Source organism: Ignavibacteriota bacterium (assembly GCA_019637995.1).
Lineage (GTDB): Bacteria > Bacteroidota > Ignavibacteria > Kapaibacteriales > UBA2268 > JANJTB01.
In genome coordinates this window covers 1227933-1244277 of record JAHBUQ010000001.1, presented here as the reverse complement: position 1 = coordinate 1244277, position 16345 = coordinate 1227933, and the positions used below count along the sequence as shown (strand labels likewise).

The following is a 16345-nucleotide window of genomic DNA, read 5'->3' as shown; positions in this document are numbered from 1 at the left end:
ACGTAAAAATCAAAAAAAACAACAAAATTATAAATAAATCAGAAATAATATTGAAAATTTTCTTAATTTTGTTTGTGTGTTTAACGTATTTATAAATTTGTTGTTTTGATATTGCAACTTGCAATATACAAAAATAAAAAATAAAATCAATTAATTAATATTAATTTACGGAGTTTTAAATATGAGTTTTATTAACAATATGAAGATTGGAAACCGGCTGTACATATTAGTCGGTGGAATAGTTTTGTTTTCTTTCCTAGTTTTCAGTTTCTACATCAATAATTTCGTTAGCGATACATTGCATGGAGTTTATGATGAAAGCATAACTGAATATTTGGATAGCTATCAGAAAATGATAGATTTGGAAGTTGAGGGAAAGAAAGGTAGAATTGAAGTAGGTATTAACCTTGCTTCTACTTATTTAAAGTCTATGGGAACTATCTTTGAATCTGCTAACGAAACTGTTTCAATTAATGGTAACAGTGTGAATAAGTGGACTCTAAACGGAAAACAAGTACAACAAAATTATGATATTGTTGATTCGATTAAGGGAATGGGTATAACGACTTCAACAATATTCCAAAAAGTTCCCCAAGGTTACTTAAGGGTATCAACCAATGTTATGAACTTGGAAGGTAAAAGAGCTGAAGGTACTTTACTCGGTTATGATAGCCCTGTTGTTCAATCTATTGAGAAAGGTGAGCGTTTTATAGGTAGGGCTTGGGTAGTTGATAAATGGTTTATTACTGCTTACGAACCAATCAGAATAAATGGCATAATTAAAGGAATGATATATGTCGGAGTTCCTGATGTTAACTATAATTCCTTATCAGATTATTTCAGCAAAAAGAGTTTCTTCGGTTCAGGATACCCGTATATTGTAGATTCAAAAGGTATCGTGACAGCTCATGCCGTCGCATCTACAGTTGGTAAAAGTATTGCCGATTATGATTTCTTCAAGGAAATGACTCAATCGAAAAATGGTGTTGTTACTTATGATTGGGAAGGCAGAGAAAAGACTCAATATTATAGATATCAGGAATCAATTGACAGTTATGTTACAGTCGGTTGGTACACTGAAGATTACAACAGTATTTTTAATACATTAAGATTTGTTCTTATCATTTCGACTGTTGTTTCATTATTTATAGTACTTTTAGTTTTATTCATAATTGTTAGAAGTGTTGTAAAAGGCATAAATAGCAGTCTGAACATCGCTGAAAAAGTTTCAATTGGAAATCTGGATATCACAATTGATACTGACCAGAAAGATGAAATAGGACAACTTGCTAATGCTATGAAGAAAATGGTAAATTCTGTAAAAGCATTATCAACAGACGCAAATATGCTTTCGCAAGCTGCTCTTCAGGGCAAGCTTGACACGCGTGCTGATGCTACTAAGCATCAGGGCGATTTCCGTGCAATTATTCAGGGTGTGAACGACACACTTGACAATGTAATCGGACCACTGAACGTAGCAGCAGAATATGTTGACCGCATTTCTAAAGGTGATATACCTCCTAAGATAACTGATAACTACAACGGCGATTTCAATGAAATTAAGAATAATCTCAATGGTTGTATAGATGCTATAGATTTACTTGTAAAAGACGCCAAGATGTTGTCAACAGCCGCATTAGAAGGAAAACTTGATACCCGTGCAGATGCAACAAGACATGGTGGCGATTTCCGTGCAATAGTTCAAGGAGTAAATGATACACTTGATAATGTAATTGGACCACTCAATGTAGCCGCTGAGTATGTTGACAGAATTTCAAAAGGTGATATACCTCCTAAGATTACTGATAACTACAACGGCGATTTTAACGAAATCAAGAATAATCTTAATGGCTGTATCGATGCGGTAGATTTACTTGTAGCCGATGCCAAGATGTTGGCAACTGCAGCAATAGACGGTAAACTCGATACTCGAGCCGATGCAACAAGACATGGTGGTGATTTCCGAGCAATCGTCCAAGGTGTCAACGATACACTTGATAATGTAATCGGACCACTGAATGTAGCAGCAGAATATGTTGACAGAATTTCAAAGGGTGATATACCACCGAAAATTACAGATAATTATAATGGAGATTTTAACGAAATTAAGAATAATCTTAATGGTTGTATCGACAGTCTTAACGGATTAATTGACGAAATGTCATTGACGACAAGACTTCAAAAAGAAGGAGATATTGAAGCTTATGCAAATGTTGACAAATACCAAGGAGCATATAAAGAATTAATATTCGGCTATAACGAGGGTATGCGAATTCATATAGATGCAATTTTTGGTATGTTAAATCTTTTACTTGAATATTCTGAAGGTAATTTAGTTCATGAAATGCCTGTATTGCCAGGTAAACAAATTATTGCTACAGAAAGAATAAACTTATTGAGACAAAATATTATCAATTTGATTTCAGATACAAAAATGCTTGCACAAGCCGCTCTTCAAGGTAAACTTGATGTACGTGCTGATGTTACAAAACATCAGGGTGATTTCAGAGCTATTGTTCAGGGAGTAAACGATACACTTGATAATGTAATTGGGCCCTTGAATGTCGCCGCTGAGTATGTTGATAGAATTTCAAAAGGTGATATACCTGAGAAAATCACCAAAGAATACTATGGTGATTTCAATTTAATTAAAAACAACCTTAACACATGTATTGATGCCGTAAACTTACTTGTAGCTGATGCCGGAATGCTTTCAAAAGCAGCAGTAGAAGGTAAGCTTGATACCCGTGCAGATGTAACCAGACACGGTGGCGATTTCAGAGCAATCGTACAAGGTGTAAACGATACACTTGATAATGTAATCGGACCACTGAACGTAGCAGCAGAATATGTTGACAGAATTGCGAAGGGCGATATACCTCCGAAAATCACAGATAACTATAACGGTGATTTCAACGAAATCAAGAATAATCTTAATCAGTGTATTGATAGTCTTAATGGATTAATCAATGAAATGAACTACATGTCTAAGCAACATGACTTAGGTGATATTGATGTTGTAATTAATGTTGATAAATTCACAGGCGCTTACAATGAAATGGCACATGGCGTGAATGATATGGTCAATGGTCACATTTCGGTTAAGAAGAAAGCTATGGCTTGTTTCAAAGAATTCGGTAATGGTAATTTAGATGCCAAAATTGAAGTATTCCCGGGCAAGAAAGTATTTATCAATGAAACAATTGAAAAAGTTAGAGAAAACATCAAAGAATTGGTAAAAGATGCCAATATGCTTGCTAACGCTGCAATAGACGGCAAACTTGATACCCGTGCAGATGCAACTAAGCACAATGGTGATTTCCGTTCGATAATAGATGGTGTAAATAAAACACTTGATAACGTAATTGGACCATTGAATGTTGCTGCAGAATATGTTGACCGCATTTCAAAAGGTGATATACCTCCAAAAATTACTGACAATTATAACGGTGATTTCAACGAAATTAAGAATAATCTCAATGGTTGTATAGATGCCGTAGATTCATTGGTTAAAGACGCATTAATGCTTGTAGAAGCTGCAGAATCAGGCGCACTTCAGACGCGAGCCGAAGTCACCCACCATCATGGAGATTTCCGTAAAATAGTAGAAGGAGTCAACAGAACTCTTGATTTAGTAGTCGAACCAATCGAAGAGACGAGCAATGTAATGTCCATATTTGCAACCGGCGACCTTACATCCCGAATTCTAAGTGAATATCAGGGAGATTTTGCGAGATTAAAGAACGATATCAATGCATTTGCAGAATCATTGAGCGATTTGATTACTCAGCTAAGTGATTCGATACAAAATACAGCCAGTGCCGCCCACGAAATATCCAGCACAGCAGAATCACTTGCTGCAGCATCTCAGGAGCAGTCAGCACAAGCAGATGAAGTAGCAAATGCAGTAGAGGCAATGAGCAGGACGATTACAGAGAATGCAATGAGTGCCAGCCGTACCGCAGATGTAGCAACTAAAAACAGTTCGATGGCATCTGAATCCGGCAAAGTAGTTGAACAAACTGTGAGCAAGATGAAAGACATAGCAACTGTGGTGAAAAATTCAGCAACAAATATCGAACAACTTGGCGAATCAAGCAAGCAAATTGGTGAGATAATTTCTGTAATTGATGATATCGCAGACCAGACAAACTTGCTTGCACTTAATGCAGCTATCGAAGCAGCCCGTGCCGGTGAGCAGGGTCGTGGTTTTGCGGTTGTTGCTGATGAAGTCCGCAAACTTGCAGAGCGCACCACTGAAGCAACTAAGCAAATTGCTAAAATGATAAAAGGTATTCAGCATGAAACCGAGCAGGCGGTAATCGCAATGAACAAGGGTACTGTAGAAGTGCAAAGCGGTATTGAACTTGCAGATTTAGCAGGTGAATCATTAAAACAGATATTGACATCTACCCATGAAGTGCTTGACATGGTAAATCAGATTGCAGCCGCAAGTGAAGAGCAGTCAGCAACGAGTGAGCAAATCAGTAAGAACGTAATAGCTATTTCAAAGGTAACTGCAGATTCTACATCACGAGTAGAAGATGTAGCCAAGACTTCTGATGAACTCGCCAGAATGACTGAGCAATTAAGAGATTTGATATCATCATTCAAAGTAGATGACGGTCGAAAGGGCTTTAGCGGCAGTTCAAGCAATATGTTAGGTACAAATAAAGGCAAACAGCTTACTTCAGCTTGGTAATTGATTAAGTATTATATTCCTGATCATTTAAGGGGTTGCAAAAAATTTTGCAGCCCTTTTTTGTTTAATCAAAATCATGAACTTAAACAATTGTTGAAATAACATATCATAACAATTCATTAAAGCAAGAACACAAAAATAGATATTTTTGCAACAGTCCAAAATTTTTATAATATTTTATACTTTTAATAACCACTAAATATTTAACAAGATGGGATTAAATAATTTTTCTTATAAAATTATAAAATAAGTTTCAAACAAATACTTTATTAAAGTGTTATGAAATTTGATTTTTTTAAAACAGGAGACTTACGATTATGTATATGGATATTTGCTACGGAGGCGTTCCATCAAAAATACCTCAAAATTCAATGGGCATCAGAGGTTATGATTATGTTGAATTCTATGTTGGCTCAGCAAAGCAAGTTGCTTTCTGGCATCAAAAAGCTTTGGGGCTTGATGTAGTTGCATACATGGGACCTGAAACTGGGCACAGAGACAGAGTATCATACCTTTTAGCAACAAAATCTAATCTAAAAATTGTGATTACTTCAGCACTACAACCAACAACTTATGAGGTACAATCATTTGTCAGTAAGCACGGCGACGGCGTTAAGCGCTGGACAGTTGAAGTTGTAAACGTTGCTGAAACATTTGAAAAAGCAGTGAAAAATGGTGGCGTACCTGTTAAGAAGCCTTATCGTTTGGAAGATAAAGACGGATTTGTAGAGCAAGCCGCAATAAGACTTTATGATGATACTGAAATTAATTTTATTAATTATGATAATTATCAGGGGCTTTTCAAGCCCGGCTATGAATTTCCTGTGCAAAAAATCAATATATCAAGACAAGAAACAGGATTGAAAATCATTGACCATATTGTAGGGAATGTTCACATAAATGAAATGGATTATTGGGCTAATTATATCAATACTTCCCTTGATTTTGAGACTTTTGTATCATTTGGTCCGGGTGACATTTCGACAAAATATTCAGCTTTATTATCGAAAGTTGTTCGTTCAAAGGATAGTGTCATTAAAAATCCAATCAATGAACCTCTTGAAAGCGCCAGGAAATCTCAGATAGATGAGTTTACAGAGCAGTATCACGGCTCAGGTATTCAGCATGTAGCACTTGTGACAACTAATATAATCGAGACAGTTGAAAATATGAAATTAAATGGAGTCGAATTTCTCGATCCGGCACCACAAACATATTATGATGATATCAGACGCAAGAGCGAGGAAAGAGGAGGATTAGTAACAGAAGATATTTCCGAACTTCAAAGACTTGGTATTTTGTGTGATGTTGAAGTTGATAGTGGTGGATATTTATTGCAATTATTCACAAAACCGCTTTTTGACCGCCCAACATTCTTTTACGAAATTATACAGAGACGTAAGGGTGCAAGCGGTTTCGGGCAAGGCAACTTCCTTGCACTTTTCGAAGCTATTGAGCGAGATCAGGAGCGACGAGGTAATTTATAATTGATAATGCAAAATTTAACGAATTTTAAAGAGTGAAAATCTCAATTTTGCAAACAGGGGATTTGGAGTTATAAATATCATTATTATCAATCGAATTCTTCCATAGTTACAAATTAACATAAAAATAAAGCCGGCTTCATATTTTTTGATGCCGGCTCATTTTTTATTTCAACTAAATAATTTATTTGATTACTTGCATTACCTTAATTTTGCTCAAATTATTCGTAGTCATTCTATATATGTAAGAACCACTTTCTAGAGTATTCGTAGGTAAATTAATCATATAGTTACCGATACCGAGATTACTGTCATCAAGGATAGTCATAATCTTTTCGCCGAGTATACTGTAAATTTCAATTTTGACATTTGAGACTTCCGGTAGATAAAAATCAATAGCAGTTACATTTTCAGCCGGGTTAGGATAATTCTGGGACAAATTAAATCCTGCAGCTTCAAAGTCATCTACAGAAGTAACACCTTCAATCTTATGTTCTTCATAAGATGAAAATTCATCTATCAGGCGGATTGAATTATCTTCAGATTCGCAACCCGCAGTCAGTGCACCGTTGTTAAATTTAGTTAATTCAATAGCTAAGTTTTGCATACTTTTACCAAGAGAGGAGTTCATCCTTACATTCATTGGTAAATATCCATTTCCAATTGCATTATCAGCATCAGAAATCAAATCAAGCAAACCACTTGGAACCGCTGCACCATTTGCGATATTAAGTTTTGCAGATATTAGCTGGCGAGCAAGTAAGATACTTGCATCACCCTTAACTGGAGCATTTAATAAGCCGGTAAGTTGCGAAGCTGAATAACTATTATTTCCAAGTGTCATTGGAATAACAGATGAAGGGAATTCATCTTCGTTATGTTTCCAGTAAGCAAAATTTCTTGGGCAAACATTTTCAACCCATGGAGTTTCATATTTATTAACATAAATATCAAAAGCACCATTTGAAGTAAATGTAGTTTCGTTTGTTTCACCAGTACCAAAAGTAATAGTATTGGAGAATCGTCCGGTATTGTAAATATTGCCACTGTTGTCAACTGCTACACCAGCTCCACCATCATTATCTGTTGAGCCGTTAGCTTTCACCCAAACTAAATTACCTGAATTATCATACTTTGCAAGGTATATATCTGACAAACCTTCACTTGTAAATGTTACCTCATTGCTTTCACCTGATTCAAAAGTAACACTTTCACTGAAGTTACCAGTAATATATACATTGCAAAAATTATCTACAGATATATCCTGACCAAGTTCGCCACCATTACCGCCAGCTGATTTAATCCAAACTATATCACCATTACTGTCTAATTTTGCGACAACAATTTCATCACTTGTACCTAAAGTTTCAAGACTAAAACCACCCCAAGTAGTATTTCCTTGGAACAAACCTGTAACATAAATATTTCCGGAGCCATCAAAATCAACAGCTCTTGCTTGATTCATTGATGATGAACCGAAAGATTTTCCCCAAACAGGAGAAAGGTCTGTGTCAAATTTAACAATATAAGCATTTGCTCCAGTAGATTTTGTAAGTAGGAATGAATCAAAATCAATTGAATTTGATAAGTGGTATCCTACTGCAAATAGGCTATTATTTTTAATTTCCAATTTAAATGCAATATCATTTGAATTTCCACCCCATGATTTAGCATCCAACAAAACTCCGCTACTATTATATTTTGCAAGGAAAATATCTAAACCACCATTTGAGGTTAATATAGTACCATCAAAATCAGCACTTGCTGTTATTCCACCATGAACATAAACATTGCCATTATCATCAACTGCAATACCTGTTCCTGCGTCAGAGCCTGTTCCACCGGCGCTTTTCGCCCAAATAAAATCACCATTATTTGCAAACTTTGCTAAGTAAATGTCATTACTGCCAGCTGATGTTAAAGTAGTTTCGTTTAATTCCCCTTCATCAAAAATTAATGTATTATTAAAAACTCCAGTTATATAAATATTACCGGAATCATCAATGTGCATATCTCTTACATCAACAAGTGTACCTGATGCATAAACTGTAGATAAGTTAATAAATGAACCATTAGAATTGTATTTTGCAATGTATATATTTCTTCCTTGTCTGTTTATTGTTGTTTCATTTGCTTCTCCTTCACCAAATACAGGTGGAACTATTGTATTGTTAGTAGCAGTTCCTGCAATAATAACGTTACCATCAGGATCTATTCCAACTTCGTTTCCCACATCAGTAGAAGATCCACCGGCTGATTTTGCCCAAGACAAATCCTGTGCTGATAAGTCATTACTGCTTAAAAATCCGAAAAATACAAACAAAACAGCTAAAGTCAGCGATTTTGTAAATTTGTTGGTAAATAAATATTTGACCATAAAAACTCCTTTTATAAAAAATAAGAAAAATATATTTAATTGTATAATAAAGATGTTGATATAAGCAAATTATTATATGAGTGAAAAATTATTATTTATTTATTCATAACAAAATAATAATTTTGTAAAAAATAATCCATCTCATTTTGAATTTTTGAGATGGATTTATGAAAGACTGATTCTGATATTTGATTATGGGTAGAATCTTACACCAATAGCTCCTTCAGCGCTTGATCCAAAAGCCGGTACCATTCCTACCATTGCACCAAGTTCTATAAAAAATTCAAGTGGTGCATTCTTGGGGATGATATTCAGTCCAAAAATACCTCTAACCCCAACCCCTATTTCATTATCTTTTCTGACCCAATATTTATTGCCTTTTTTTTCATATATCCAGCCACCGCTTTCACCAATGCCAAGAACCAGACCTGGTCCGGCATAAAGCTTGAGAGCTTTGGATTTAAAAGAGTCAAAGTGCCAAAGATAATCACCTGTAATCCTTAGGGCACCAAAATAAGAGTTGCCAACACTGAAGGCTATGGCATTCTCTCTGTCAAGCCAGTATTTGCCGGATAAACCGGTTGGGTCACCAAGTATAATTCCGAATCCGAAATCTTTATTTCTTGGTCCCTGAGCATGCAATGAAGAGCCAAGTAATAACAATAAGGCAAGTGATAATAATAGTTTTCTAATCATATAAAATATTTTTATAACATTGTACATAAAATACTAAACGAAACAATTTAATTATCATTACAATAATATTCAATTTTGAACTTCATATTGCTGTGTATTCATGCACTTTTAATAACATATTTACTCAAAAAAGGAGTTAAAAAAATGGAACAAAGAATGCCATTAATCGGTGACTTATTTCCTCAAATGGAAGTGGTTACAACACATGGAAAAATGACCCTGCCAGATGATTTCAAAGGAAAATGGTACATTTTATTCAGCCATCCGGCAGATTTTACACCCGTATGTACTACAGAATTTGTTGCTTTTCAAAAAAGATATGAAGAATTCAGAAAACTTAATTGTGAACTTATCGGACTGAGTATTGATCAGGTATTTTCACATATCAAGTGGCATGATTGGATTCATGATAACCTAAATGTTGATATCGAATTTCCAATTATTGCTGATAATGGAGATATATCAAAAACTTTAGGTTTCATTCATCCCGGTCGTGGTACAAATACTGTCAGAGCAGTCTTTTTTGTTGATCCAGATTCCAAAATACGTTCAATTCTGTACTATCCACAAGAGCTTGGTAGAAATTTCGATGAAATTCTTAGAATGGTCAAAGCCCTACAAATTGCGGATAAAGAACATGTAGCAATGCCGGCAAACTGGCCCAATAACGAGCTTATAGGCGATAAAGTAATCGTTCCGCCTGCAATGGACATCAAATCTGCCAAATACAAACAAAGCCGGTATGATAATTATGATTGGTGGTTTTGTTATCGAGAATTGGGCTCTAAAGAGTGATTCTGAAGTGTATTGGAAATAGAATTAAGCTGTCTCAATGTATTTTAGTTTGAGACAGCTTTTTATTGGTGTGCATCTGCAAACGAGATGTCATTTATGAAATTATACAATATTCTCAAGTATTTTGATGCCTGATTCAAGTGTTTCATCACTTTTGGCAAAGCAGAGTCTGAGCATAGTTTTGCCTTCGTCTGAGCGTGAGTAAAATACCGATGGTGGAATTGTAGCAACTCCAAATTCACGAACAAGTCTCGTAGCAGCATCAACATCGTCATTAAATTTTCCCGAGGGAATGTCCACCATTATGAAATAGCTCCCAAGCGGTATATGAGGATAGAAGTTTGTATTGCTTAATAATTCCAATGCTTTATCTCTCTTTGCCTGATATAAATTGCGAAATTCAGGAAGATAATCATCAAGTACTTTGAAGCCATGTGCCATAGCATGTTGCATCGGTGTATTCACAGCAAAAGTTGTCCACTGATGGACTTTTCGAATTGCATTAGTAATTTGCTGAGTAGCGGTAGCATATCCTATTTTCCAGCCTGTCATTCCAAATGTTTTTCCGGTTGAATTGACTGTTATAGTTCGCTTTTTCATATCAGGAAGGGTTGCGATTGGTATATGTTTGGCATTATCATAAGTTAAAAATTCATAAGCTTCATCGGATAAAATCAAAAAATCATGCTCAATTGCAAGACCGGCAATTGATGTAAGTTCATCATTTGTAAATACTTTGCCTGTAGGATTATGAGGACTGTTTAAAATCATCATTTTGGTTTTAGAAGATATAGCTTTTTTTATTTCCTCAATATCAAAAGAAAAATCAGGCTTCTGCAATGTAATGTATTTTGGAACCCCACCCGCATGAATAACATCAGCCTGATATGCATCATAAAATGGCTCAAAAAGAATTACTTCATCACCCGGATTAATAAATGCATGTATTGCAGCAAATAATGCTTCTGTAGCACCTGCAGTTATTGTAATTTCAGTTTCTGAATCGTAATCCATTCCATAATATTTATTCTGAACTTCAGCAATTTGCTTTCTTAATGATAATATTCCGGGAGAAGGTGCATATTGATTTTTACCTGATTTCATTGCTCCATAAGCTTCGTCCATTAGCCATGAAGGTCCGTCGAAATCAGGAAAGCCCTGTCCAAGGTTGACCGCCTGATGTTCGATTGCCATTTTGCCCATAGTAGCAAAAATTGATGTGCTCATTGATGCAATTCTGTTTGCTATTTCGTATTTCATTTTTTATTCCAGATTTTAATTTTCAAAATTAAATTTGTTTAAATTATTGATGAATTTAGAAGCTCAGATAATTTTTTTGCTGAATTTCTTCTTTCAAATTGACTTATAACTGATGATTTGGGTTTATAAACTATGCCGTTACCAATAAACTCACGGTAATATTTCAAATAAATTTGACTAATTTTTCTTATGTCAGTCTGATGCGCAATCTCGCCGGCTTCGGTTTCATGTATAAGCCTTCCAACAGCTCCTGAAACAGGACCGACAGCAATTACAGGCTTTCCGACACCAATATATTCATAAACTTTGCCGGGCACTATTTCTTCACTTTCTTTTGATTCATCTACTACAAGCAGCAGGCAATCAGATTTCATCAAATTTTCAATACTTTCCTTGTGCGACATATATGATATAACTTCAATGTTGCTTTTGAAAGTTGCTTTTTCAAACATCTCATGAATTTCTGCTCCAAATCTGCCAATGAACCTGAATTTAATTTTTGAAGCATCAACTTTACTTTCAGAGATTAGTTTCTCAACCGCTTCAAATAGTGCAGCAGGATTGCGTCTTCCATACATTGAGCCGGTATAAGTTACTGTAAATTTTGAATTTACTTGAGCTTCGACGGTTGGAAAGTCCGACGAATCAAATCCATTAGGGACATGGTGGAATTTATTTGAATCAAGATTCGGATACTTGAAAATAGCATCTTTTATAATACCTTCCCAAGCTGCTTCAATAAAATCGGCTTCATTGAAAACTGAAAATTCCATTGACTTATCTATGGATCTGGGAATAAACCACCTTTTGGGAGATGAGATGAATTCAGTCCATGGGTCGCGAAATCCTGCCACCCAAGGTAGTTTATATTTACGTTTGACATATCTTGCGATTAATGAGCAGGTATAAGGTGGTGAAGAGCTATAAACAGCATCAATATTTTCTGATTTCATCAGTTCTTCAATGGCTTTCTTAGCTGTAAAAAACCATCCGATTCTCGCGTCTGGTATGAAAAATGTAGCACGGACAAATTCAGCAATTTTTTCCGTTAAAGTTACTTTTTGACCTTCTTTTTTTATTACATTTACATCAATTGCAGTATCTTTGCTTTTGCCGGTAAAGAATCTGTAAATATCATAAGGTTCGTGAATATGAGTTCTTATAACTTTAATATTCTCCGGTATTTGTTGCATTAAAGATTCGTCTCTCGCAGGAAAATCACCATTAGAAACAGTTAAAACTATTGGATTCCAACCAAATTCGGGTAGATATTTTATATGCTTGAGTACTCTCTGTACTCCCGGACCGCCGGATGGTGGGAAATAGTAAGCTATAACAAGTAAATTTTTCAACAGATTGTTTGTATTAATAATTAAAATATATTAAAAATCAAGTATATGGAATTATGATGATAATTCACGTTTAAGAGCTTCTCTTTCAATTTCAAGTTGTCTGATTTTCCTGTTAAGACTATCTATTTCCTCAGGCATCGAATCAATCTCAATTCTCAGCTTGCTTGCCGATTCATCAATCAAGTCAATAGCTTTATCAGGTAGAAATCTGTCAGTTATGTAGCGATTAGAAAGCTCTGCAGCAGCAACTATTGCTGAATCAGTGATTCTAACGCCGTGATGAACTTCATATTTCTCCTTGAGTCCTCTTAGGATAGAAATAGTATCATCTACATCAGGTTCTGAAATCAATACTTTTTGGAATCTTCTTTCGAGAGCTGCATCTTTCTCAATATGCTTCTGATATTCATCAAGTGTTGTCGCACCTATGCAATGAAGCTCACCTCTGGCAAGTGCCGGCTTAAGGATATTTGCAGCATCCATGCTTCCGTTCGTAGCTCCGGCTCCAATTAAAGTGTGTAACTCATCAATGAACAAGATGATTTCTCCATTTGAATCACTCACTTCTTTGATTAATGATTTCAGTCTTTCTTCGAACTGACCTCTGAAGCTGGTTCCCGCAACAAGTGTAGCTGTATCGAGAACAATAATATTCTTTGATTTCAACATTTCGGGTACATCTCCACTTACAATTCGCTGAGCTATACCTTCAACGACAGCAGTTTTGCCGACACCCGGTTCACCGATCAGAACAGGATTATTTTTTGTTCTGCGTGAAAGCACCTGAAGTACACGCCTGATTTCATCTTCTCTTCCAATTACAGGGTCAAGCTTGCCTGAGCGAGCCATATCAGTCAAATTTCTGCCATATCTTTTGAGTGCCTGATATTTATCTTCAGGATTCTGGTCAGTAACACGTGATCCGCCTCGAATTGATTGCAAAACTTTTAAAACTAACGGCTTTGTAATACCTTGTTTGGCAAGTAATTCAGCCAAATCGCCTTTTTCTTCGCACATTACAAGCAAAATATGTTCGAGACTTACATAGTCGTCTTTCATATTTACCGCTTCGGTGAGTGAAATATTCAAAATAGCCGACAAATTATTTGACAAATATTGATTTGTTACGGTAGAGCCTGCTATTTTGGGCAATGATTCAAGTTGCTTATTTACTAAAATTTTTATAGTTGATAAATTAGCACCTATCTTCTGAATGATTTCAGGTGTTAAGCCGCTTTGGTCTTGAATCATGGCGGCAAAAAGATGAACAGGTTCAATAGCCTGATTATTATAACCTGCGGCTATTTCCTGAGCTGTCTCTAAGGCTTCTTGTGCTTTTAGTGTAAATTTCTGATAATTCATATTTAAGACTCACTAAAATTTCTCGTATTTAACAAAATATAAATTTTAATGAAATATGTCAAGATTTACCTGGTTATTCTTTCTATTGCTTCATCAAATGTATTAGTTATATAAAGCACAGTATCAACTTTGGTCATTTTTAGAACATTTCTAAGAGTCGTATTGAGTGAGCAGAAAATTAGCAAGCCGTCTTTTTCACTGAATTTGGCGTGCATTCTGACCAATATACCTATTAATATTGAGCTGAGGTATGATGTGTTCTCGAAATCAACCACTAATCTTGGTTGATTTTGGGCTAGTACTTTCTCAAACTGTACTACTAAATCATCTGTCTCTGTTCCGCCTGTGTATTGTCCCGATAGTCTCATAATGGTATATGTGTCTAATACTTCGACCTGAATATTCTTCATAAATAAAAATCCTATTAATATTGAATGTATTTAAATTTACTACAAAAACGTTTATTTGCTTAATTTATGATAATTAATTTTTATTTTGTAATTTATGTTCTGTGCAGATTGATGTAAGTTTATTAAAGTCTTAATATGAACTGTATAAAACACTTATTATGTATTTTATCAGTCTATAGAGTTTTATTATTAACTATTTTCAATTATGAAAAAACTCATTCTATTCATGTTCATGATAGCTGCTTTTTCAGCAGAAAGCAAAGTGCTTTTCCAATGTCAGATTTTAACTCAAGATGAGAAAATTCCCAAAAAATCATTAGTTAGTTATACTAACAAAGTGGGTGAGACGGTATCAAATGAACCTGATGATGAGGGTATAATAAGAGTTTTTGTTGACTCGGAATATTTTGTAGAACTTACATTTTCTGCTGTTGACCATATTAGTATTTCGCAAAAATTCCCTATTCCAATTAATCTCGATACAATTAACCTAATGGCAAAATTAATTCCTAATCAAATATATAATGATTTAGAAGCAATTTATCTGGTAGGTTCGTTCAACGGATTTGATTTTGACACAGCTGTTGAAATGAGAAAAAATGAAGATAATACTTTTTCGTATCTTGTTGAGTATGATTCAGACACACTGAAATACCAAATTTATCCAAAATTTCTGAAAAGCCCTTCAAACCGTACATTTAATGGTTCGATGTCAGATAGTTATGAATATGATGGAGCCGGAGATTACAGGTCGGTAATAATAAATCCTTCACGCAAATTTGAGATAAAGTTTGACCCGAAATATTTTCCTTCAGGAGAATTTCTTTCTTTGGTTGATTTTCAAAATGAAGATTATGCTGATTGGCACAATAACTATATCAAAATCCTTCGTGAGTTTGATGCCTATTTAGGCGATCGATCAATGGTATTCTTAGACCAGAAATTATCAAATGAAGAAAAAACAGCAAAAAGTCTCCAATTAAAGAAAGACTATATGAGTCGTGTGAGCGAATTAACCAATCAAATAAGTGATCCAAACATAAGAATTACGGGAATTTTGGAATATCTTCACATTGCCCATGACGGAGTTAATGTAAGAGGAGTTGAAGACTTAGTTGATAAAAAATTGATTCAGGAAATTTATTCTGTAAGCCCTTCTTCAAGTCTCTGGAGCAAAGGTTCAAAATATTATCAGGCAGTATTTGCTGAGATACTTTTGGGAAAAGTTCAGAGACCGGAGTATTTGTTGAAAATTATAGATTCTGAACAACCCAACGACACGAAAGCAGGCATTCTTTCGCTTCTTGTAACTTATTGTCATTATAACGAGCTTGAAGATTTGAAAGATGAGTATTATGATATGTTGATGAAGCAATTTCCGGATACAAAAGAAGCTGCAAGAACACGCGCAAATTTTGGTAAAGATAAAAATATCGTATTGGAAAAAAGAATACCTGATTTCAGTTTGAAAAATCTTGACGATGATTCTGAGACTATTTCACCTGCAAAACTTCGTGGAAAGTATGTACTAATTGATGTTTGGGGCACTTGGTGTATGCCTTGTTTATTAGAGATTCCTCATTTGGTTGAGGCATATAATAAATTCAAAGATATGAATTTTACAATATATAGTGTGGCGATTGATGCTTCTGCATCACAAGTTAAAAAGTTCAGGGATAGTAAGAATAAAATGCCATGGTTGCCAAAAGAAAAACAAATCGAGACTAATCTTCCTTGGCTACATTCTTATGGTGGAAGCTGGGAAAGTGATATTGTTTCCATTTTTGAAGTAGTTGGTGTCCCAACAGCTTTCTTAATTGACCCTGAAGGAAAAATTATCGCTACTGAAGGACTAAGAGGTGAATTACTTATGGAAACTTTAGAGAAATTTATAAAATAAATGTTTT

General features: G+C 35.0%; 10 protein-coding genes. 4 read left to right on the top strand and 6 right to left on the bottom strand.

The genetic code is table 11. The features are described 5' to 3' along the window. Nucleotides 1-181: 181 nt before the first annotated feature. Nucleotides 182-4702, top strand: a complete 4521-nt coding sequence (locus KF896_04840; GenBank protein MBX3043026.1) for a Cache 3/Cache 2 fusion domain-containing protein — start codon at nt 182-184, stop codon at nt 4700-4702. Nucleotides 4703-5058: 356 nt separating this feature from the next. Continuing rightward, nucleotides 5059-6189 (top strand): 4-hydroxyphenylpyruvate dioxygenase, encoded by a 1131-nt coding sequence (gene hppD / locus KF896_04835; protein ID MBX3043025.1) that lies wholly within the window; start codon nt 5059-5061, stop codon nt 6187-6189. A gap of 181 nt (nt 6190-6370) precedes the next feature. On the opposite strand, the gene KF896_04830 is transcribed toward hppD, so the two are convergent. Together KF896_04830 and KF896_04825 are read right to left on the bottom strand one after the other, a co-directional pair. Continuing rightward, the gene (locus tag KF896_04830) at nt 6371-8563 is read right to left on the bottom strand and encodes an SBBP repeat-containing protein (GenBank protein MBX3043024.1); all 2193 of its coding nucleotides are present in this window, start codon (nt 8561-8563) and stop codon (nt 6371-6373) included. 192 nt (nt 8564-8755) lie between these two features. Beyond that, the gene (locus KF896_04825; protein MBX3043023.1) at nt 8756-9259 is read right to left on the bottom strand and encodes a hypothetical protein; all 504 of its coding nucleotides are present in this window, start codon (nt 9257-9259) and stop codon (nt 8756-8758) included. Nucleotides 9260-9403: 144 nt separating this feature from the next. Here KF896_04825 and KF896_04820 point away from each other — a divergent pair, with 144 nt between their 5' ends. After that, on the top strand, nt 9404-10054 hold the full coding sequence (locus tag KF896_04820; protein ID MBX3043022.1) for a peroxiredoxin: 651 nt from the start codon (nt 9404-9406) through the stop codon (nt 10052-10054). Between the two features lie 102 nt (nt 10055-10156). Here KF896_04820 and KF896_04815 read toward each other — a convergent pair whose 3' ends face one another. The 4 genes from KF896_04815 to KF896_04800 all read right to left on the bottom strand — a co-directional run bounded on the left by KF896_04815 (nt 10157) and on the right by KF896_04800 (nt 14438). Beyond that, on the bottom strand, nt 10157-11314 hold the full coding sequence (locus tag KF896_04815) for an aminotransferase class I/II-fold pyridoxal phosphate-dependent enzyme (protein ID MBX3043021.1): 1158 nt from the start codon (nt 11312-11314) through the stop codon (nt 10157-10159). Between the two features lie 38 nt (nt 11315-11352). Continuing rightward, on the bottom strand, nt 11353-12666 hold the full coding sequence (locus KF896_04810; protein ID MBX3043020.1) for a glycosyltransferase: 1314 nt from the start codon (nt 12664-12666) through the stop codon (nt 11353-11355). Nucleotides 12667-12717: 51 nt separating this feature from the next. Beyond that, nucleotides 12718-14028 (bottom strand): AAA family ATPase, encoded by a 1311-nt coding sequence (locus tag KF896_04805; protein MBX3043019.1) that lies wholly within the window; start codon nt 14026-14028, stop codon nt 12718-12720. A 65-nt stretch (nt 14029-14093) separates the two neighbouring features. Beyond that, a complete protein-coding gene (locus KF896_04800; protein ID MBX3043018.1) occupies nt 14094-14438 on the bottom strand; it encodes an STAS domain-containing protein in 345 nt (114 codons plus the stop codon). Nucleotides 14439-14643: 205 nt separating this feature from the next. Between KF896_04800 and KF896_04795 the strand changes: the two genes are divergently transcribed. Then, nucleotides 14644-16338 carry a TlpA family protein disulfide reductase gene (locus KF896_04795; protein ID MBX3043017.1) on the top strand — a complete coding sequence of 565 codons (1695 nt, stop codon included), beginning with the start codon at nt 14644-14646 and terminating at the stop codon, nt 16336-16338. Nucleotides 16339-16345: the final 7 nt, after the last annotated feature.

Bases quoted from the DNA above. Each gene is read 5' to 3' on its own strand.
- KF896_04820 (MBX3043022.1), top strand. From the start codon at position 9,404: ATGGAACAAAGAATGCCATTAATCGGTGACTTATTTCCTCAAATGGAA.
- KF896_04800 (MBX3043018.1), bottom strand. From the start codon at position 14,438: ATGAAGAATATTCAGGTCGAAGTATTAGACACATATACCATTATGAGA.
- KF896_04830 (MBX3043024.1), bottom strand. From the start codon at position 8,563: ATGGTCAAATATTTATTTACCAACAAATTTACAAAATCGCTGACTTTA.
- KF896_04825 (MBX3043023.1), bottom strand. From the start codon at position 9,259: ATGATTAGAAAACTATTATTATCACTTGCCTTATTGTTATTACTTGGC.
- KF896_04795 (MBX3043017.1), top strand. From the start codon at position 14,644: ATGAAAAAACTCATTCTATTCATGTTCATGATAGCTGCTTTTTCAGCA.
- KF896_04840 (MBX3043026.1), top strand. From the start codon at position 182: ATGAGTTTTATTAACAATATGAAGATTGGAAACCGGCTGTACATATTA.
- KF896_04805 (MBX3043019.1), bottom strand. From the start codon at position 14,028: ATGAATTATCAGAAATTTACACTAAAAGCACAAGAAGCCTTAGAGACA.
- KF896_04815 (MBX3043021.1), bottom strand. From the start codon at position 11,314: ATGAAATACGAAATAGCAAACAGAATTGCATCAATGAGCACATCAATT.